20 protein-coding genes are annotated in these 18,984 nt (G+C 64.8%); 8 read left to right on the top strand and 12 right to left on the bottom strand.

The genetic code is table 11. From position 1 onward, the window contains the following. Positions 1-285 precede the first annotated feature (285 nt). The 6 genes from G8O24_RS17110 to G8O24_RS17085 form a co-directional block, all read right to left on the bottom strand. A complete protein-coding gene (locus tag G8O24_RS17110) occupies positions 286-585 on the bottom strand; it encodes a copper-binding protein (RefSeq protein ID WP_188101215.1) in 300 nt (99 codons plus the stop codon). A gap of 16 nt (positions 586-601) precedes the next feature. Continuing rightward, positions 602-1,057 carry a cupredoxin domain-containing protein gene (locus G8O24_RS17105; RefSeq protein ID WP_188101213.1) on the bottom strand — a complete coding sequence of 152 codons (456 nt, stop codon included), beginning with the start codon at positions 1,055-1,057 and terminating at the stop codon, positions 602-604. A 32-nt stretch (positions 1,058-1,089) separates the two neighbouring features. Beyond that, positions 1,090-2,427 carry a copper oxidase gene (locus tag G8O24_RS17100; RefSeq protein ID WP_188101211.1) on the bottom strand — a complete coding sequence of 446 codons (1,338 nt, stop codon included), beginning with the start codon at positions 2,425-2,427 and terminating at the stop codon, positions 1,090-1,092. Between the two features lie 13 nt (positions 2,428-2,440). Then, on the bottom strand, positions 2,441-3,880 hold the full coding sequence (locus tag G8O24_RS17095) for a TolC family protein (protein WP_188101209.1): 1,440 nt from the start codon (positions 3,878-3,880) through the stop codon (positions 2,441-2,443). A gap of 9 nt (positions 3,881-3,889) precedes the next feature. Continuing rightward, positions 3,890-4,174, bottom strand: coding sequence for a hypothetical protein (locus G8O24_RS17090; protein WP_188101208.1), 285 nt, complete (start codon positions 4,172-4,174; stop codon positions 3,890-3,892). Between the two features lie 73 nt (positions 4,175-4,247). Beyond that, complete coding sequence (locus tag G8O24_RS17085; RefSeq protein ID WP_244645880.1) at positions 4,248-4,667, bottom strand: hypothetical protein; 420 nt, start codon at positions 4,665-4,667, stop codon at positions 4,248-4,250. A gap of 175 nt (positions 4,668-4,842) precedes the next feature. On the opposite strand from G8O24_RS17085, the gene G8O24_RS17080 reads away from it, so the two are divergent. Then, a complete protein-coding gene (locus G8O24_RS17080) occupies positions 4,843-6,108 on the top strand; it encodes an MFS transporter (RefSeq protein WP_188101204.1) in 1,266 nt (421 codons plus the stop codon). Here G8O24_RS17080 and G8O24_RS17075 read toward each other — a convergent pair. Together G8O24_RS17075 and G8O24_RS17070 are read right to left on the bottom strand one after the other, a co-directional pair. Then, positions 6,105-6,512 (bottom strand): DUF4864 domain-containing protein, encoded by a 408-nt coding sequence (locus G8O24_RS17075; protein ID WP_188101202.1) that lies wholly within the window; start codon positions 6,510-6,512, stop codon positions 6,105-6,107. The genes G8O24_RS17080 and G8O24_RS17075 overlap by 4 nt on opposite strands. Positions 6,513-6,575: 63 nt before the next feature. Further along, positions 6,576-7,214, bottom strand: a complete 639-nt coding sequence (locus G8O24_RS17070) for a TetR/AcrR family transcriptional regulator (RefSeq protein ID WP_188101265.1) — start codon at positions 7,212-7,214, stop codon at positions 6,576-6,578. A gap of 241 nt (positions 7,215-7,455) precedes the next feature. Between G8O24_RS17070 and G8O24_RS17065 the strand changes: the two genes are divergently transcribed. Genes G8O24_RS17065 through G8O24_RS17055 form a run of 3 tightly spaced genes read left to right on the top strand, consistent with a single transcriptional unit; the run spans position 7,456 to position 11,259 of the window. Then, positions 7,456-7,953, top strand: a complete 498-nt coding sequence (locus tag G8O24_RS17065; RefSeq protein ID WP_188101201.1) for a (2Fe-2S)-binding protein — start codon at positions 7,456-7,458, stop codon at positions 7,951-7,953. Further along, the gene (locus G8O24_RS17060; RefSeq protein ID WP_188101198.1) at positions 7,950-9,005 is read left to right on the top strand and encodes an FAD binding domain-containing protein; all 1,056 of its coding nucleotides are present in this window, start codon (positions 7,950-7,952) and stop codon (positions 9,003-9,005) included. The genes G8O24_RS17065 and G8O24_RS17060 overlap by 4 nt, the downstream gene beginning before the upstream one ends. Then, entirely contained in the window at positions 8,998-11,259 is a 2,262-nt protein-coding gene (locus G8O24_RS17055; RefSeq protein ID WP_188101197.1) for a xanthine dehydrogenase family protein molybdopterin-binding subunit, read from the top strand. Before G8O24_RS17060 ends, G8O24_RS17055 begins: the two co-directional genes overlap by 8 nt. A 123-nt stretch (positions 11,260-11,382) precedes the next feature. On the opposite strand, the gene G8O24_RS17050 is transcribed toward G8O24_RS17055, so the two are convergent. The 3 genes from G8O24_RS17050 to G8O24_RS17040 form a co-directional block, all read right to left on the bottom strand. Next, complete coding sequence (locus G8O24_RS17050; RefSeq protein ID WP_188101195.1) at positions 11,383-12,897, bottom strand: lysozyme inhibitor LprI family protein; 1,515 nt, start codon at positions 12,895-12,897, stop codon at positions 11,383-11,385. 104 nt (positions 12,898-13,001) lie between these two features. Beyond that, entirely contained in the window at positions 13,002-13,154 is a 153-nt protein-coding gene (locus G8O24_RS17045; RefSeq protein WP_164934218.1) for a hypothetical protein, read from the bottom strand. Positions 13,155-13,339: 185 nt separating this feature from the next. Next, a complete protein-coding gene (locus G8O24_RS17040) occupies positions 13,340-13,888 on the bottom strand; it encodes a cupin domain-containing protein (protein ID WP_188101193.1) in 549 nt (182 codons plus the stop codon). Between the two features lie 149 nt (positions 13,889-14,037). Between G8O24_RS17040 and aptA the strand changes: the two genes are divergently transcribed. From aptA to G8O24_RS17025, 3 genes are all read left to right on the top strand, one after another. Continuing rightward, positions 14,038-15,366, top strand: coding sequence for an omega-aminotransferase AptA (gene aptA / locus G8O24_RS17035; RefSeq protein WP_188101191.1), 1,329 nt, complete (start codon positions 14,038-14,040; stop codon positions 15,364-15,366). Positions 15,367-15,436: 70 nt separating this feature from the next. Then, positions 15,437-16,702 carry a D-amino acid dehydrogenase gene (locus tag G8O24_RS17030; protein ID WP_188101189.1) on the top strand — a complete coding sequence of 422 codons (1,266 nt, stop codon included), beginning with the start codon at positions 15,437-15,439 and terminating at the stop codon, positions 16,700-16,702. A 200-nt stretch (positions 16,703-16,902) separates the two neighbouring features. Then, entirely contained in the window at positions 16,903-17,349 is a 447-nt protein-coding gene (locus tag G8O24_RS17025; protein WP_188101187.1) for a GNAT family N-acetyltransferase, read from the top strand. 7 nt (positions 17,350-17,356) lie between these two features. Here G8O24_RS17025 and G8O24_RS17020 read toward each other — a convergent pair whose 3' ends face one another. Continuing rightward, positions 17,357-18,040: a cupin domain-containing protein gene (locus tag G8O24_RS17020; RefSeq protein WP_188101185.1), complete on the bottom strand. Its 684-nt coding sequence runs from the start codon at positions 18,038-18,040 to the stop codon at positions 17,357-17,359. 179 nt (positions 18,041-18,219) lie between these two features. On the opposite strand from G8O24_RS17020, the gene G8O24_RS17015 reads away from it, so the two are divergent. Further along, positions 18,220-18,978 carry an ABC transporter substrate-binding protein gene (locus G8O24_RS17015; protein ID WP_188101183.1) on the top strand — a complete coding sequence of 253 codons (759 nt, stop codon included), beginning with the start codon at positions 18,220-18,222 and terminating at the stop codon, positions 18,976-18,978. Positions 18,979-18,984 lie beyond the last annotated feature (6 nt).

Below are 18,984 nucleotides of genomic sequence, written 5' to 3'. Positions count from 1 at the left end.
GCTGCCTCCCCGCGCGACTGCCGTCCGCGCGCCCCAAACGTCTGCGCGGCGGCCGATGGGCCGCCGTTCCGAAAGTGAGGCACCGCACTGGCGTCCACGGGAGCTCCCGTTCTACCCGGCTGACGACACTCGACTTCACCCGGCAATTCTTGCCGGGTGTATGGTTAGCAAAGGGTTAACGGAAGACGCGGGAAGGGGCCGGACCGGGGTGTTTCGGGGCCGTTCGGCGTCGTTCCGGGTTCGGCTCTGCCGACCGGCCCGGAACGACGGTGATGGTGGAGGGGGTTACTTGGCCTTTTCCAGCTTCGTCACCGTGTAGCCCGAGGCCGCTTCCTCGGCTTCAAACGTCACCTTGTCGCCGACCTTCACCTGCTTGAGCATGGCGGGATCCTTGACGCGGTAGACCATGGTCATGGGCTCGTCCATGCCGAGCCCCTTGGCCGGGCCGTGCTTGAGCGTGATCTTGCCTGCGCCTTCGTCGATCTTCTTGACCTCGCCGCCGATGGCAGCGGCCTGGGCCAGGGCGCCGGCGGTGAGGCCCAGCGTCAGAGCCAGCGCCGCGGTGATGCGGATGATCGGGTTCATGATTGTCTCCACCTGCTTATTTCACGGTGACGTGGCCGACCATGCCGTAGTCGCGATGGTCGGGGATCAGGCAGGAAAATTCGAAGGTGCCGGCTTTGCTGAACTTCCAGACGATCTCGGTCGATTTGTTCGGCGCGAGCCGCACCCCGTTGGGATCGTCGTGCTCCATGTGCGGGTGCTTCTTCATCAGTTCGGCGTGAGCGAGATTTTCCTTAGGTGTGGCGAGCAGGAATTCGTGGTCCTCCTTGCCGACGTTGTGCAGCACGAAGTGGATCTGCTCGCCGCGTTTGACCGTGATGTTCGAAGGTTCATAGGACATCTCGCTCAGCGCGATCTCGATCGTACGCGCGGGCTTCTTAGGATCGCCGGGCTCGCCGGCCGAGAAGCCGTGATGGTCGTGCCCCTCGTGTGCGAGCGCAGGCGCGACCGCAAGCGTGGCCAGCGCGAAAGCGAGTTTGGTCGTCGTCTTCATTGTCGTCTCCAGTTGGTGGTTCATCGAAACGCTTACATCTTCATGTTCTTCATCGGCGCGCCGCCCGGCCCCTGCCGCGACGGCTCTGCGGACGGCGCCGCGACCTCGTAGGCGACGGTGCCTTGCGGAAATTGGTAGGGACCGGGATCGCGGTAGTCGTCGCGGGAGAGGTCCTCGCGGATCTTCATCACCGTGAACATGCCGCCCATCTCGATCGCGCCGAACTGGCCGGTGCCGGTCATCATCGGCAGGGTGTTGTCGGGCGCGGGCATCTCCATGTTGCCCATCGCCATGCCGGTCGACCCCATGGCCATGCCGTCAGGCGCGAGCTTGCTAACGGCCTTGGCGAGGTCCTTGCGCGACACGCCGATAAGGGTGCGCACCTCGTGTCCCATCGCATTCATGGTATGATGCGACTTGTGGCAGTGGAACGCCCAGTCGCCGGGATTGTCGGCGAGCACGTCGAACACGCGCACCGCGCCGACCGGCACGTCGGTGGTCGTCTCCGGGATCTGCGCGCTTTCCGGGATCCAGCCGCCGTCGGTGCAGGTCACCGCGAAGCTGTGGCCGTGCAGATGGATCGGGTGGTTGGTCATGCTGAGATTGCCGATGCGTACGCGCACCTTGTCGCCGAGCCGCACCGGCAGCGGATCGATCCCCGGAAACACCCGCGAATTCCAGGTCCACATGTTGAAGTCCGTCATCTCGTTGACCTGCGGCAGATAGCTGCCGGGATCGACGCGATAGGTGCTCATCACGAAGACGAAGTCGCGGTCGACGGGCCGGAAATTCGGATCGCGCGGATGCACGACGACCATGCCCATCATGCCCATCGCCATCTGCACCATCTCGTCGGAATGCGGGTGGTACATGAAGGTCCCGCTCTTCTTCATCTCGAACTCGTAGACGAAGGTCTTGCCGGGATCGATGTGCGGCTGGGTCAATCCGCCGACGCCGTCCATTCCGCTCGGCACGATCATGCCGTGCCAGTGCACCGTGGTGTATTCGGGCAGCTTGTTGGTGACGAAGATGCGGACCTTGTCGCCCTCCACCGCTTCGATCGTCGGCCCCGGCGACTGGCCGTTATAGCCCCATAAATTCACCTTCATGCCTTCCGCGAACTCGCGTACCACGGGTTCGGCGACGAGATGGAATTCCTTCCAACCGCCGTTCATGCGGAACGGCAGCGACCAGCCGTTCAGCGTGACCACGGGACGATAGTCGGGCCCGCTGGTGGGGTGCAGTGGCGGCTGCATCACCACCTTGTCCATGGTGGGCGCCTCCGGAATCGATGCGGCCTGGACGCGGCCGTTGATGGCCGATGCGCCGGCAAGGGCGGCGGTCCCTAAAAATCCTCTGCGGGAAAACATATTGGCCTCCATTTCAGTGGTCGCCGTCGGCAGATGCCGCCGCGGCGATGGTGGTTGCATTGTCGCCGCCGGAGGCAGGCGCGCCGCCGCCATTGACGGCCGTCTGCAGGTCGGACTGGGCGAGGAAGAATCTCTGCCTGGCATCGATGGCACCGCGCAGCGATCCCAGGCGCTGTCGCGCCTCGGTCAACAGCGCAAAGATGTCGATCTGCATGCTGGAGAAACGCAGCTGCATCTCTTCGGTGATGATCTTTCGTAAGGGAACGATCTCGCGCTGGTAGTGGCTGGCGATGTCGTAGCTGGAGCGATAGACACGATAAGCGTCGCGCGCCTCCGAGCGGACATTGACGGCGCGCTCGGTCAGGCGGTTGAAGGCGAGATTGTAGGTCTCCGCCGCCTGCCGCATGCGGACCTCGCCGCCGTCGAAGATCGGGATCTGGAACTGCACGTCGAAGCCGCGCTCGCGGAACGGTGCGCCCTCCGGATCCTGGGTACGACGGGAGATGCCGGCGAGATCGAGCAGCGTCACGAAGCGCGTCGCTTCCGTGAGGTTGAGCGCCTTGGCCAGTGCCGCCAGCTCCAGCCGTGCGATCTGCAGGTCGATGCGATGGGCGACGGCGTCGGCCTCGATCGAGGGCAGGGTCTGGGGCCGGCGCGGCAAGGGCGGCAGCGCATTGGGCAGGCGGAAGTCGAGCCCGTCGTCCCACAGCCCCATCAGCCGCGCGAGTCTTTCGCGCGTGCTCGTCGCGGCCTGCCGCGCGGTTGCGAGGTCGGCGGTGGTCTCGGCGTAGAACACCTGCTCGCGGGCCTGGTCGAGCTTGTTGATCGAGCCGGTCTCGCCGAGCTTGACCGCAAGCTGCGCGGTGGATTCGGCCGTCGCCTTCGCGTCCGTCAGCAGCACCACCAGCTCGTTGCAGGTGACCGCGCGGACATAGGCGCGGCGCACATCGGAGGCAAGGCGCAATGTTGCCAGCGCCGCGCGCAATTGGGCCTGGCGGAAGCGGTCGCGGGCGATCTCGGAGCGGAACGGCAGGGTGGCCAGCGCCAGGATGTCGCCAACCACCTGACGCTCGATCTCGTTGGCGCCATCGCCCGAGATCCTCGAGATCGAGAACACGGGATTGGGCGGCAGGCTCTGCTCGACCAGCTCGGTTTCGGACAGCGCCAGCTCGTTATAGGCCGCTTGCAGTCCCTTGTTGTTGAGCAATGCGACCTGCACGGCGGTCTCGATGGTCAGCGTGCGCGCCAGCAACCGGCGAATGGTGACGTTGACGGCCTCGGCACCTTCGGCCGATCGGACGAAGGCGACGTCCTTGTTGATGGTCTGGCTGGCGAGATCCGAGACCGTCGTCATGCCGCCGTCCGGCGAGAATGCCATGCAGCCGGCAAGACTTATTGATGAAAGCCCGAACGCGGCGAGCATGAGCAGGCCTCGCGAAAAACAATGTGCCATGGCGCGGTCCTACCGGTCTTGCTTCGGTTGCGGCGTGACGGCGTCGTTGCGGTCCCGCCATGGTGCCGGTGTCGCGGGCCGCAGGCTGGTGTAGGGCGCGATGGTCGAGCGATAGCCGACGCGAGCCGCCTTCGCCGCCGGATCGGCAGGGTCGGCAGCGGCGATCTGCGTTGTTGCCGGCATGCAGCCGGACAGCGCCAGCGCGGCAAAGGCCGGCAGCATCCAATGGAACCCAATATGTCGTCCACCCACCGCAGATGCGGCGGCAGACTTCGCCCCGAAAAGCGCAAGCATGATTCATCCCTGATCTGGAGACCACAGGTTCGCGCGCGCAGACGCGCGCTCGGACCGACGTCATTCTGTCAGATCAGGTGATGGGGGGACGGTAATGCTGGGTCGGCGCCGTGCCGTGCAGGCTGGCCACGATCTCGGGCGTGCAGGTCGAGATCGGCCGGACCGGCGTGGTGACGCTGGGCAGATCGGCTGGCAGCGCACTCACGCACATCATTGCGCAGCACGGGCCCACCGTTCCCTTGCCGTCATGGTGATGCTCAGCGGGAGCCTCTTTCGCGGCAGCCTGGTGATCGGTATGGATTCCCGCATGCTCGTGCGGGGCGATGCCGTGCTGATGGCTCGCGGCCATCTGGTGATGCGCAGGCATGAGATCGGCGAGGAGCGTGTCGTCGAGGCACGGTGCCGGGCCATTGCCCCAGGCAAGCGCGGCGGCCGGCGCGAGCACGCAGAACAGATAGGCGAGGGCGATGATCCGTCCCACCCTGATCCGCATCGATCGTGTCAGCCGCAACAACATTCCGCCGATATGCTTCCCGCGCGGCAAGGTCGCACACGCTGATTGCAAATTAATGGCAAAACGCGCGTTCGCCAAGCTCCTTCTTACCGCAGCGCACCGCGCATGCCCAACATATCGCCACGTTGCTTGACCGTGTCGCGATCCGCAGGCCATGGTCCGGCCCGTGCACGCGCCAAATCATCCAGAACAAAGACCAGGTTCATTCGCCCCTGACTCGCGTCAAGCTTGGGTGCGGCTTTTGCTTGCACTGGTGATCGGCTCGATCGGCGCCGTTGGCATGTGGGCGGTGGTCGTGGTGATTCCTGTCGTACAGACCGAATTCGCCACCACGCGCGGCGCGGTGTCGCTGGCCTTCACCTTGATGATGTTCGGCTTCGGGCTCGGCGGCGTGATCGCCGGCAAGATCACCGATCGCTTCGGCATCGTGCAGGCGATGGCGATCAGTATCGTCTTTCTCGGTGTGGCCAATGTGCTCGCCGGGCTGTCGAGCCATCTCTGGCAGTTCGTGGTGGCCTATTTCCTGATCGGGCTCGGCACGTCAGCGACGTTCGCGCCGCTGATGGCGGAGGCCTCGCACTGGTTCGAGCGCTATCGTGGATTGGCCGTGACCATCGTGGCGAGCGGTAATTACGTCGGCGGCACGATATGGCCGCCGCTCGTCAGCGCGGGCATGGAGAGGATAGGCTGGCGCACCACCCATATCGGCATCGCCCTCATCTGCGTGAGCCTGATGACCGTGCTGGTGCTGGTCCTGCGTGCGCAGATGGGCGATGACAAGGTCCGCAATCACGCCAACGCGCCGCCGCCGCGCGTCGATCTGAAACTCTCGACCAACACGCTGACGGTGCTGCTCTCGATCGCCAGCATTTCCTGCTGCGTCGCAATGGCGATGCCGCAGGTGCATATCGTCGCCTATTGCGGCGATCTCGGCTACGGCGTGGCGCGGGGCGCCGAGATGCTGTCGCTGATGATGGCCTGCGGCATCGTCAGCCGCATCGGCTCGGGTTACCTCGCCGACAAGATCGGCGGCATCCGCACGTTGCTGATCGGGTCGGTGGCGCAGGGGTTCGCCCTGGTGTTCTATCTGTTCTTCGACAGCCTCTCTTCGCTGTATCTGATCTCCGCGATGTTCGGTCTGTTCCAGGGCGGCATCGTACCCAGCTACGCCATCATCGTGCGCGAGGCGATGCCGGCCGGAGAGGCCGCAACGCGGGTCGGCATCGTGATCTTTGCCTCCGTGTTCGGCATGTCCTTTGGCGGTTGGGTGTCCGGCATCATCTTCGACGCCACCGGGTCCTATGCTGCGGCATTTGCGAACGGGGTAGGGTGGAATGCTCTCAATGTCGGCATCGTGCTGATGCTGCTGATCCGTTCGCGAATGAATTTAGTCAGAACCGGACCGACCCTAGCGGCCTAAACCGCTTGTCCCGCCTTCAGCAGTGAGCAGCCGGTGATCTTGTAGCTGCCGTCAGCCTGCTGCTCGAGCGTGTAGAGTGCTTCCCAGGCTTCGCCATTCGCATCGATGATGTGAACGCGCTGGGCAACCGAGCCGCCCTCGGTCTTGCTATCGCCGAACTCAAAACTCTTGTGGCGATAGACCGGCGCATAGCCGTTTTGCACCATCGACATGAAGATTTCGGGCGCGGGGAAGATCTGCCGGATCGCTGGCGCGGCATAGGAATAGGCCGCGGCCGCATCGTCGCGGATGAAAGCCTGCTCCTGGGCACGGATCACGCCCTGCGCTGCCGTGACGTCGTCAGCGCGCACGGCAAGGGGGCCAAAGGCAAGAACGAGGGCGAGGACCAAGGCTGCGATGCGCATGTCGGGTTCCGCGTTGATATGCCGGCGATGCTGATCGTAGCACGGCGGGGGAAATACGGCGCGTTATCGCTTCCGTTTCACGGCCGATTTTGCCGGCCGGATGGCGCGCGCCTTCGTCTTGCCGGCCGGCTGCACCCGTAGTCCGTCGACGAACACGTCGAGCATCCGCAGCACCGAGGATTGCCAGCCGGGCTGGTCGTGCATGTAGCACATGCCGAAGAACGCGCGCAGCAGGTCTTCAGGACTGATATCGGCGCGCATCGCGCCGGCCGCGACTGCGCGATCGAGCAGCGAGCCGATCGCCTTGGTCAGGCGCTCGAACGAGAAGGCCTGCAACTCGGACCCGCTTTGCACCGCGAGTGCCAGGGCTGCCACCATGCCCTTCTTGGTGGCAACGAATTCGACACTCGAGTGCAGCCAGCGCCTGAGCGCGTCGACCGGATCCTTGGCGCTCTTCAACTGCTCGGCGAGTTCGCTGAGCTGCTCGACCTCGCGCCGGTACACCGCCTCGAACAGATCTTCCCGTGTCGGAAAATGCCTGTAGAGCGTGCCGATGCCGACGCCGGCGCGCTTGGCCACGGCCTCCAGGCTTGTCTCCGGGCCGCCCGCATTGAACACGACCTTGGCCGCTTCGAGCACGCGCTCGCGATTGCGCACGGCATCGGCGCGGGGTTTTCTGGTCTGGTCGGTGTGGTCGTCCATCCCTGCAATGTAGATCACGAATTGGTTAGATTGAACCCTTCGCTGGCCTCATCGCGTTGTCGGTGCACGGGGTTTTGACGAATTCCAGATATTTTTTCGGCGCCCCTTGTTAAGCGGAGGGTGCCTCCGTATCTTCGCGGGTGCTGGCCCGGATCATGTCCGGACCGGTGCGATATCGACGGCGGCCACGGCGGTGGCGCGCCGAACGATGAGCCATGTCCAAATCTGATCGGAGCCTTGTATGAACCACTCCATCAGCCTCACCGTGAACGGTGCACGGCGCGATTTCGTCCTCGACGATCCCCGCGTCACGCTGCTCGATCTCTTGCGTGAGCGCCTCCATCTCACCGGAACCAAGAAGGGATGCGACCGCGGTCAATGCGGCGCCTGCACCATTCTGGTCGACGGCAAGCGCATCAATTCCTGCCTCGCGCTCGCCGTCAGCCATGACGGCGCCGACATCCTCACCATCGAGGGCATCGCGCGCGGCGATCAGTTGCACCCCGTGCAGGCCGCCTTCATCGCCCATGACGGCTTCCAGTGCGGCTTCTGCACGCCCGGCCAGATCATGAGCGCGATCGGCATGATGCAGGAAGCCAAGGCCGGCAACGATCCCGAACGCATCCGCGAATGCATGAGCGGCAATCTCTGCCGCTGCGGCGCCTATGCCGGCATCGTCGATGCCGTGCTCGAGGCCCAGGCCGGTGTTGACGGATCCAACCAGAGGCGCTCCGCATGAAACAGTTCGATTATGTCAGGCCCGCCACAGTCGCGGAGGCCGTCGCCGCCGCCGCCCAGCCGGGCGCTGTCTATCTTGCCGCCGGCACCAATCTGCTCGACCTGATGAAGGGCAATATCAGCCGTCCGGATCTGCTGGTTGACGTCACGCATCTCGATGGGCTCGACGGAATCGAGCGCCTTGCGGATGGGTCGTTGCGGATCGGTGCGCTCGTGAGCAATGCCGATCTCGCGCATGATGCGGAGTTCGCGAAGGCCTATCCAGCCGTCGCGGAAGCGCTGCTCTCCGGCGCCTCCGCGCAATTGCGTAATGCCGCGACCGTGGGCGGCAATCTGTTGCAGCGGACGCGCTGCGCATATTTCTATGACACGGCCAGCCGTTGCAACAAGCGCGAGCCCGGCTCTGGTTGCGACGCCCGCGACGGCGAGAACCGCACGCATGCCGTGCTCGGTTGGAGTGAGAGCTGCATCGCGACGCACCCGTCCGACTTCTGTGTGCCGCTTGTCGCGCTCGATGCCATCGTGGAGATCGAAGGCAAGAATGGCCGCCGCGAGATCGCGCTCGACGAATTGCATCGCCTGCCAGGCAATACGCCCGAGCGCGAATCCGCGCTCGAACCCGGCGATCTCATCGTCGCGGTGCGCCTGCCGCCCGCCGCGCGTGGCTTTGCCCCGCATGCGCGCTATCTCAAGGTCCGCGAGCGCACGTCCTATGCCTTCGCCATTGTCTCGGCCGCGGCGGCGCTGCGGGTCGAGAACGGCAAGATCGCAGAGGCGCGGCTTGCGCTTGGCGGCGTCGCCGCAAAGCCCTGGCGTGCCCGGGCCGCGGAGGAGGTGCTGAGCGGCTCCGCACCAACGGCGGATGCCTTCCAGGAAGCCGCATCGTGCGCGCTCGCCGACGCAAAGCCGTCCGGCGACAATTCCTACAAGATCGAGCTGGCGCGCCGCATCGTCGTGCGCGCGCTGACCCTTGCCGCTGCCGGGACGCCTGCGCGTATCCCCGCGCTGCCGGCCTCTCCCTTTGCTTCGACGTCAGGAGCCATGCATGCCTGAACTCAATCTCACCAGCGCTCCCGCCCATCTTCGTCACGGCTCGAGTATCGGCCAGCCGCTCACCCGCCGCGACGGCGTGCTCAAGGTCAAGGGCCAGGCGACTTACGCCGCCGACAATCATCCGCCTGGCATGCTGTTCGCGGTGATGGCGGTCTCTAGCATTGCCCACGGCCGCGTGACATCGCTCGATGTTGCTGCCGCCAAGCGTCATCCCGGCGTCGTCGACGTCATGACGCCGGATCACAAGCCGCAACTCGCGATCGACCCCGAAATCAAGACCAATCCGTTCGTATTTCGAATGGAGGTGCTGCAGAGCAACGAGGTCCGCTACGCCAATCAGCCGATCGCCGTCGTGATCGCCGAGACACTAGAGGCGGCGACGGAAGGCGCATTGCTGCTGGCCCCACGTTACGAAGTGTTGCCCGCCCTTGTCGGCCTCGATGCCGGCGAAAGCTTTGTGCCGCCGGTCGTTGGTGTCGGCAATCCCGCCGAAAATACCCACGGTGATGTCGAGGCCGGCCTTGCCTCGGCTGACAAGAAGATCGAGGTGACCTACGAGACGCCGCCGCAATATCACAACGCCATGGAGCCGCACGCCATCGTGGCGGCATGGGACGGCGACCGGTTGCAGATCGACATGCCGACCCAGGGCCTGATGCTGTCGCTGGCGCGCGTCGCCGAGCTGTTCGGGATAGCGCCAGACAAAATCCATATCCGCAGCCCGTTCCTCGGCGGCGGTTTTGGCTCGAAGGGGCTCATGGCTGGTCCACCGGTCCTCGGCATCATGGCCGCAAAGCTGGTCGGCAAGCCTGTGAAGCTCGTGCTGCGCCGCGAGCAGATGTATGGCCCGGTCGGCCACCGGGCGCCGACGCGCCAGCGTTTGCGCATCGGTACCGACGCCGAGGGACGCCTGACCGCGCTCGACCATCATGCGCGGACCGTGTCGAGCACGTTCGACGACTTCTACGAGCCTGCGGCCGACGCCTCGCATACGCTCTATGTGGCGCCCGCGATCCGCACCTCGCATGACGCCGTGCGGGTCAACACCGGCACGCCGCTGTTCATGCGCGCGCCGGGCGAGGCGACCGGCTCGATTGCGCTGGAGAGCGCGATCGACGAGATGGCCTGGGCGTGCGGCATGGATCCGCTCGCCTTCCGCCTGAAGAACTATGCCGAGGTCGAGCCGATCACGGGCAAGCCGTTTTCCTCGAAGGCGTTGCGTGCCTGTTACGATCAGGGCGCGGCGCGTTTCGGCTGGGCAAAGCGCCCACTGCAACCGCGGCAGATGCGCGACGATGACGGTCTGTTGGTCGGTTGGGGCGTCGGCACCGCGACCTTCCCCGCGCTGATGTTCCAGGCCGAAGCCCGCGCGGCGATCCGCCGTGACGGCACTGGCGCGATGGAGATCGGAGCGCACGACATGGGGCAGGGCGCCTGGACGGCGCTGGCCCAGATCGCCGCCGATGCTGTCGGCCTCGATATCGACCGCGTCACCTTCAAGGCCGGCACGTCCGATCTGCCTGATGCCGGCATCGCCGGCGGATCGGCGCATACGGCGACCGCGGGTGCAGCGATCCACAGCGCGGGTGCTGCCGTGATCGCAAAACTCGCCGATCTCGCCACCAATGACGAGCGCTCGCCGCTGTTCGGCGCCGGCAATGCGGGCGTGATCGCACGCGATGGCAAGTTGATCCGGCGTGACGACGAGAGCCGGAGCGAGAGCTACACCGAGATTCTCGCGCGTGCGGGCGTTGCCGAGGTCGAGGCGCGCGGCACCGGCGCGCCGAACCCGGCGGCGATGGAAGAGTACGCGATGCACGCCCATGGCGCGGTGTTCGCGGAGGTGAAGGTCGATCCCGAGCTCGGCCAGATCCGCGTCAGCCGCATGGTCGGCGCCTTCGCAGCGGGGCGCATCGTCAACCCGCATCTGGTGAAGAGCCAGCTGTTCGGCGGCATGATCTGGGGCATGTCGTTCGCGCTGCACGAGGAAGCGATCACCGACCGGCGCAGCGGCCGGATCATGAACGCCAATCTAGGCGAGTACCACATCCCTGTGAATGCCGACGTGCCGCCGCTCGATGTCATCACGGTCGAGGAGCACGATCCGCATGTGAATGCGCTCGGCATCAAGGGCGTTGGCGAGATCGGCATCACCGGCAGCGCCGGCGCAGTCGCCAACGCCGTCTGGCATGCGACCGGCGTGCGGGTGCGCCGTTTCCCGATCCGCATCGAGGAGCTGCTGGCGCAGCGCTGAGGCTATGGCAAACTGATTGGCGCGTGCTGCGAGGAGCTTCCCGGCTGCGCAGCACGCTCCCGGTCGGGCAGGACGAATTCGACCGGCGGCTCGTCCGCACTCCCGCCCGTTCGCATGCCTTATCTAGCGTATCCCGCCCGACGGATTGTCGATGTCCTCCGACGGCTTTGCCGGAAACAGCCGCGCGGTCGAGGAGATCGTGATGTTGCGCTTGCATTTCGGCTCGTCGCCGTCATTGCCGCTGTTGCCCTCGCGTTTCCCGGCAAAGGTATCGTCGAGCCGGTTGACGATGAGCATGGCGTGATCGCGCTCCAGCGTGTCCGGATTCTTGCGCTGCTCGCTTGAACGGAATGCGCCGCTCTTGATGTTGCCACTGATATCGTAGTCGCAGCCGCCCTTCCAGTCGGCCTGTGACCATTTCCAGCCCTGGGCGTCGACGGCGCCGTCCTTGTCCACGGTGATCCTGATGATGGCATTGTAGGCCAGCCAGGTGCCGTCAAGGCCGGCGCGCTTGTCGTCGAAACCTTCGAGCAGTGCGATGCGTTCGCGCTGCAGGCTGTTGAGATGATCGCGCCCGGACACTGTGTAATGCATCGCGGAGGTCCGCTTCTCCCACGCCGGATGCAGGAACTCGGGATATTGCAGGGTCTGGCTGCTCACCCAGTGACGCTGGTCGTCCGTCAACGCGCGCCGCGTTGCCTCGTCCAGGCGCGGCAGCAATGCTTTCCATGCGCGGTTCAGGCGCTGGTCATTCCCGGCCAGATCCGGATCGGCGCAAATCTCTTCGTCGGTCGCCGTCTCCGGGTGCGTGCAATCGAAGGTCGGTGTCACGAAGCTGGTGTCGGTCTTGTCGGTCCCATCCTGCTTCGCGCTGGCAAAATAGGTTCCGGTCACCTGGCCGAGGCGATCGCAGTCCGGATCGTTGGATGAAAACCATTGCTCTTCGGTTGCAAGCAGAACGACACGCAAGGTGTCGCCCTGGCGCCGTAGTTTGATGGAGACGGAATCGGCAGGTTTCGCCGCTGTGTCGGTTGGTTGCGCCGGTGTCGTGACGCCGGCGAGCCATCCGTCAGGGCCGGGCTTCACGAGGGCGTTGAGCTTGCAGTGCCAATGCTTGTCGCTGCCATAGTCGGAATTCAACTCGGCATCGAGGCGATAGGTGCCAGGGGCGGTGGCAGTGAGGGTGACGCCGCCGAGCGCGTTGGCCCAGGCGCCGGTCAGGCCAGGGCGGCCGAAACCGCGTGCGAGGTCGTTAAGCACAGCCGCGCGCCGGCGCAGTGCGTCGGCGAGGTTCTGGCGGAGTTCATCCTCGTCGGCTTCCTCGGCGGTGTAGGCGGCCTCCCGGATCATCTCGTTGAACCAGGCCTGATCGCGCTTGAGGAGGGGCCGGACATTGGCCGCGGTCTTGGCGGCTGCGGCCGCAAAGGATGCGTCGACCGACGCGACCAGCTTGTCGTAACCGTTCGCCCTGCAGAACTTGCTTGTGCCTTCGATCTTGCTGCCGTCGGAATTTTGCGCACAGAGCGTCATTGCCATCGGCGCTCGGCTGCTGGCGCGCATGTCATCATCCATCGCGTGGGCGGTGGTGGGACCGAGCAACGCGGCTGCAAGTAGCGCGAGACGGACAGGCCTGGACATGGGAGGCTCTTGGTCGAAGCAGATCAGGTTCTGCTCCTTGGTCGCCACTTGCGTCCTTCCGGTTCAGGAGGCCGCGCGACGTCGCGTCCGCCCTGGTGGTCGGATCAGTTCATCATCCGGCGGAGCGCCTTGATCTGCTCTCTCTGCTCTTCGATGTATTTCTCGATGGCCGCCCGCAGCTCGCGTGAATGGAGCTTTCTGGTATCGCGCTGAACTTCGTCGAGCGCAGCTTCTGCATTGGCGAGGGTGGTCTTCATCGTGCGCTCCGTTACGAAGCGGCCCCGGAGTGCCTAGGAGTCCGGGGCCATAACCTCAGCACCTTTGCGCGAGGCTGCTCGGCTACATCTCGCAATATATAGCGGTCCGGCCCGCAGAAATTGAGCTGGCTCAAGCTCCGTAAGATGCCGGTGTTCCGTATGATTGCGGAGGTCGCGATCGCCCTTCAGAACGTCGGCGGCGTGCAGGCCGAGATCACCTCGCACGGCTTGCCGCCGACGCAGCGGAAGCGATGGGGACGACGGCTTTCGAAATAATAGGCGTCGCCGGGATTGAGGATGCGGCGTTCGTCTTCGACGGTGACCTCGAGCTTGCCTGCGATCACGATGCCGCCTTCCTCGCCGTCGTGGACGAGGTGCACGCGCCCGGTGTCGCTGCCGGGCTCGTAGCGTTCCTTCAGAATCTGCAGGCTGCGGCCGAACAGATTGTCGCCGACCTGCCGGTACGAGATCGGCTTCTTGCCGACCTCGGTCAGCTCTTCGGCGCGGTAGAAGATCTTGCGCCTCGACTCCGGCTCCAGCGCGAAGAACTCGGCGAGCCCCATCGGGATGCCGTCGAGGATGCGCTTGAGCGCGCCGACCGACGGGTTCATCTGGTTGGATTCGATTAGCGAGATCGTCGAATTGGTGACGCCTGCGCGCTTGGCCAATTCGCGCTGCGACAGCTTCTGGCGCGCCCGGATGAATCGCAGCCGTCCACCGATGTCGACGCTCATGCCCAAATCCCGTGTTGCAGGTGTTGCGGATCGCGCAAATATGGACCGGTAGGCCCAATGAAATCAATGGCTTGTAGCTTATCAGAAAAGGACTTGTTGCGCTATCGAAGCCGTGGCTCTGCTATGCGGTCAGCAAAGGAGCGTGGCCCGTGACCCTTCATCAGATTCCGAACACTATCAAGACCGACTCGTTCTGGATGCCGTTCACGGCCAATCGTCAGTTCAAGAAGGCGCCCCGGCTGTTCTCCTCGGCCGAGGGCATGCACTACACCACCGTCGACGGCCGCAAGGTGATCGACGGCTCCGCCGGCCTCTGGTGCGTCAACGCCGGCCACGGCCGCAAGCAGATCGCCGCTGCGGTCGAGCGGCAACTGATGACGCTGGACTTCGCGCCGTCCTTCCAGATGGGTCATCCGCTGGCGTTCGACTTCGCCGAGCGTCTTGCCGAGATCGCGCCGAAGGGCCTCGACCGCGTCTTCTTCACCAACTCCGGCTCTGAATCGGTCGACACCGCCTTGAAGATCGCGCTCGCCTATCACCGCGCCACCGGCCAGGCGAGCCGCACCCGCCTGATCGGCCGCGAGCGCGGCTATCACGGCGTCGGCTTCGGCGGCACTTCGGTGGGCGGCATGGTCGCCAACCGTCGCGCCTTCACGACCCTGCTGCCGGGCGTCGATCACATCCGCCACACCCATGATCTCTCCCGTAATGCCTTCGCCAAGGACCAGCCCGAGCATGGCGCCGAGCTTGCCGACGATCTCGAGCGCCTGGTGGCCTTGCACGGTGCCGAGACCATCGCCGCCGTCATCGTCGAGCCGGTGCCGGGCTCGACCGCGGTGCTGCCGCCGCCGAAGGGTTACCTGCAGCGCCTGCGCCAGATCTGCGACAAGCACGGCATCCTGCTGATTTTCGACGAGGTCATCACCGGCTTCGGCCGCCTCGGCACACCGTTCGCCGCCGATTTCTTCGGCGTCACGCCGGACCTGATGACGACGGCGAAGGGCATCACCAACGGCACCATTCCTTGCGGTGCGGTGTTCGCCAGCCGAAAGGTGCATGACGGTATGATGGTCGGCCCCGAGAACATGATGGAGCTGTTCCACGGCTACACCTATTCGGCGCATCCGACCGCTTGCGCGGCCGGCATCGCGACGCTCGACATCTACAAGGACGAAGGCCTGCTGACGCGCGGTGCCACGATGGCCGAATACTGGCGCGATGCGCTGCATCAGCTCAAGGGCTTGCCGAACGTCGTCGATATCAGAAATTGCGGCCTGATGGGTGCTGTCGAGCTTGCGCCGCGCGACGGCGCCGTCGGCGCGCGCGGGTACGACGTCATGGTCGACTGTTTCAACACCGGCCTCTACCTGCGCATGAGCGGCGACAGCTTTGCGATGTCGCCTCCTCTCATCGTCGAGAAGAGCCACATCGACCAGATGGTTTCGATCCTCGGCGACGCCATCAAGAAGGTGGCCTGATAATTGCTCTCGCCGTTGCGAGTTGTTTCCTTGCAGCGGCGAGCGTGATGCCGCGGGAGTTTGACCAAGCGTGAAAGTTCTGATCCTCGGCAGCGGTGTCATCGGTGTCACCTCTGCCTACTACCTCGCCCGTGCCGGCCACGACGTGACGGTCGTCGACCGTCAGCCCGAGCCGGCACTGGAGACCTCCTTCGCCAATGCCGGCGAAGTATCGCCCGGCTATTCCTCGCCCTGGGCCGGCCCCGGTGTGCCGGTCAAGGCCATCAAGTGGCTGCTGATGAAGCATGGCCCGCTGGTGATCCGGCCCAAGCTCGATCCCGTCATGTGGGTCTGGCTGCTCAAGATGCTGCGCAACTGCACCAGCGCGCGCTACGCGGTCAACAAGAGCCGGATGATCCCGATCGCGGAATATAGCCGCGATGCCTTGCGCGATCTGCGCCGCGACATCGGCATTCAATATGACGAGCGTTCGCAAGGTACGCTGCAGCTGTTCCGCTACCAGGCACAGCTCGACGGTACCGGCGAAGACGTCGCCGTGCTCAAGCAGTACGGTGTGCCCTTTGAGACGCTGAGCCGCGAAGGCTGCATCGCGGTCGAGCCGGCGCTTGCGGCCGTGAAGGAAAAGTTCGTCGGTGGTCTCCGCCTGCCACAGGACGAGACCGGCGACTGCCACATGTTCACGCAGGCGCTGGCCAAGCATGCCCAGGCGCTCGGCGTGCGCTTCCTGTTCAACACGAGCATCGACCGCATCGTGACCGACGGAGCGCGCGTCAGCGGTGTCGCGACCAGCGCGGGCCTGTTGCAGGCGGACAGTTACGTGCTTGCGCTCGGCAGCCATTCGTCACGGATGGTCGCGCCCCTCGGGATCTCGCTGCCGGTCTATCCGGTGAAGGGCTATTCGATCACTGTGCCGGTCAAGGACGCTTCCGGTGCGCCGGAATCGACCGTGATGGACGAGAGCTACAAGGTCGCCATCACCCGCCTCGGCGATCGCATCCGCGTCGGCGGCACCGCCGAGATCTCCGGCTTTTCGACCAGGCTGTACGATGCGCGCCGCGCCACGCTCGACCATTCCCTGACTGACCTGTTCCCGCGCGGCGGCGATCTCTCCAAGGCGACGTTCTGGAGCGGCCTGCGTCCGATGACGCCGGACGGCCCGCCGGTGATCGGCCCGACGCAATATTCCAACCTCCACCTCAACACCGGCCACGGCACGCTCGGCTGGACCATGTCCTGCGGCTCGGGACGCGTGCTCGCAGACATGCTGTCGGGCAAGAAGCCGGACGTGGATGTCAGTGCGTTGACGGTGGAGCGGTATCAGCACCGGTTCGGGTGAGCGGATTCTCCGCGCCCCAAACTCCATCACCGTCACCCTGAGGTGGCCGCTTCTTCAGCGGCCCTCGAAGGGCGACGGCCCGGCTCTATCGGGGCCGTGCATCCTTCGAGGCTCCCGGCGCGATGCTTTGCATCGCGCCACTCGCACCTCAGGATGACGGTCAGGATAGCGTCGCGCGGATGCAAGAAGGAACCAGATGCATGCAAACGGAGCGGCTTTTTCCCGACTACGAAATCTCAACCGATCCGCATCGCCTCGACGTGTCGGTCATCCACAAATTCCTGGCGGAGGACAGCTATTGGTCGCGGGGGATCCCACGATCCACCGTGGACCGTGCGATCGAAAACTCTCTTTGCTTTGGTGTGTATCTTGGCGCCGCGGAAGTCGGTTTTGCCCGCGTCGTGACCGACAGATCGACCTTTGCTTTGCTGGCGGACGTATTCATCCTCGAAGCGCATCGCGGCAAGGGTCTGTCCAAGGCGTTGATGCGTCTTGTCGTCGAACACCCGGATTTGCAGGGGCTCAGGCGTTTCCTGCTGCTGACGTCCGATGCCCATGGCCTGTACAGCCAGTTTGGGTTCGAGCCGATCGGAAGCCCCTCGCGCTTCATGGAGGTGCTTCGGCCGAACGTCTATCGGCCGTCGTGATGGCCGGCTACCGCGCCCCCGTCACGCAATTCACCCACAGTACCATGCTCTTCGCATCCTGCGCCGGATTGGAGAACCGGTGCGGCCTTCGGCTGGCAAAGCGAAAACTGTCGCCTGTCTTCAGCGACCAGGTCTGGCTGTCCACCGTCAGCATCATCTCGCCTTCGAGCACGAGGCCGGCTTCCTCGCCATCATGGGTGTAGAGCTCGTCGCCGGTGGAGCCGCCGGGCTCCAGGTGCACGAGGAATAGATTGAGCTTGTTGTCGGCGCTGGCCGGGCTCAGCAATTGCTTGGAGACGCCGGTGCGCCAGAGTTTCAGCTCGGGCCGTTGCAGCCCGCGCGTGACGATTTGATCCGAAGCGCCGTCGGCGCTCGGGCTTGCGCCGAACAAGGCGGCGATCCCGACGCCGAGCACGTCGGCGAGTGTCGCCAGCACGCGCAAGGATGGCGATGAAAGACCGCGCTCGATCTGGCTGAGGAAACCGATCGACAGGTCGGTGCGCGCGGCGACCGTTTCGAGCGAAAATTGCCGGACCCGCCGCAGATCGCGGATGCGGCTGCCGACCGCGACGTCCATGGCCGGCTCGGCTGGCTTCGTGGTCGTCTTCCAGCCGGCTCCGCTCTTGGCGCTCTTGCCGCTTTTGGCGCTCCCGGCCTTCCTGGCCGTCTTCGCCGTCGCCGGTTTGCGCATTCTTTTGCCACCGCTCACGTCAAACCGCTTCCTTCATGTGCATGAAAACCACTTGCATCGTCCACAAAAGTGTGGCCAAATTTTCATAGTGGTGAAAATAGGCCGAAACGGCTCGGCCCGCAACGTCTGCGATCGCGACGTGCGAGAGCCGCCTTCGGTCGGACCCAAAGGGGGATGCGATGAAGCGTTTTGGTCTGGCCGCGGTCGCGGCGCTTGCACTTTGCGCCGTGGTGCCGGCATCTGCGCAGCAGGTGCTGAAGGTCGGCTCGACGCCGACGGGCATTCCCTTCACCTTCCTCGACACCAAGACCAACACCATCCAGGGTATCATGGTCGATCTCGTTACCGAGATCGGCAAGGATGCCGGCCTCAACGTACAGATCGAGCCGATGGCGTTCTCGGCGCTGATCCCCTCGCTCACCTCGAGCAAGATCGACATCATTGCGGCGGCGATGTTCATCACCGCGCCGCGCAAGGAGGTCGTCGATTTCTCCGATCCGATCTACAGCTACGGCGAAGGCCTCGTGGTGCCGAAGAGCGACACCAAGGCTTATGCGACGCAGGAAGATCTGAAGGGCGAGACCGTCGGCGCCCAGGTCGGCACCGCCTTCGTCGACGCGCTGAAGAAGTCCGGCCTGTTCGCCGACGTCAAGGCCTACGACACCATCCCCGACATCCTGCGCGACGTGAACACCGGCCGCCTCAAGGCCGGCTACGCCGACTATCCGATCCTCGCCTACAATCTGAAGCAGGGCGGCTTCCCCGAGGTGCGCCTGGTCGACGGCTACAAGCCCGTCACCGTCGGCTCGGTCGGCATCGGCGTGCGCAAGGGCGAGACCGCGCTGCTCGGCAAGATCAACGCATCGCTCGCGAAGCTGAAGGCCAACGGCACCGTCGACAAGATCCTCCAGAAATGGGGTCAGAAGGCACAGGGTTGATTGGCA

Source organism: Bradyrhizobium campsiandrae (assembly GCF_014529705.1).
In the GTDB taxonomy this organism is placed as follows: domain Bacteria; phylum Pseudomonadota; class Alphaproteobacteria; order Rhizobiales; family Xanthobacteraceae; genus Bradyrhizobium; species Bradyrhizobium campsiandrae.
The sequence above is the reverse complement of the archived record's forward strand: the minus strand, read 5'-3'. Positions and strand labels throughout refer to the sequence as shown.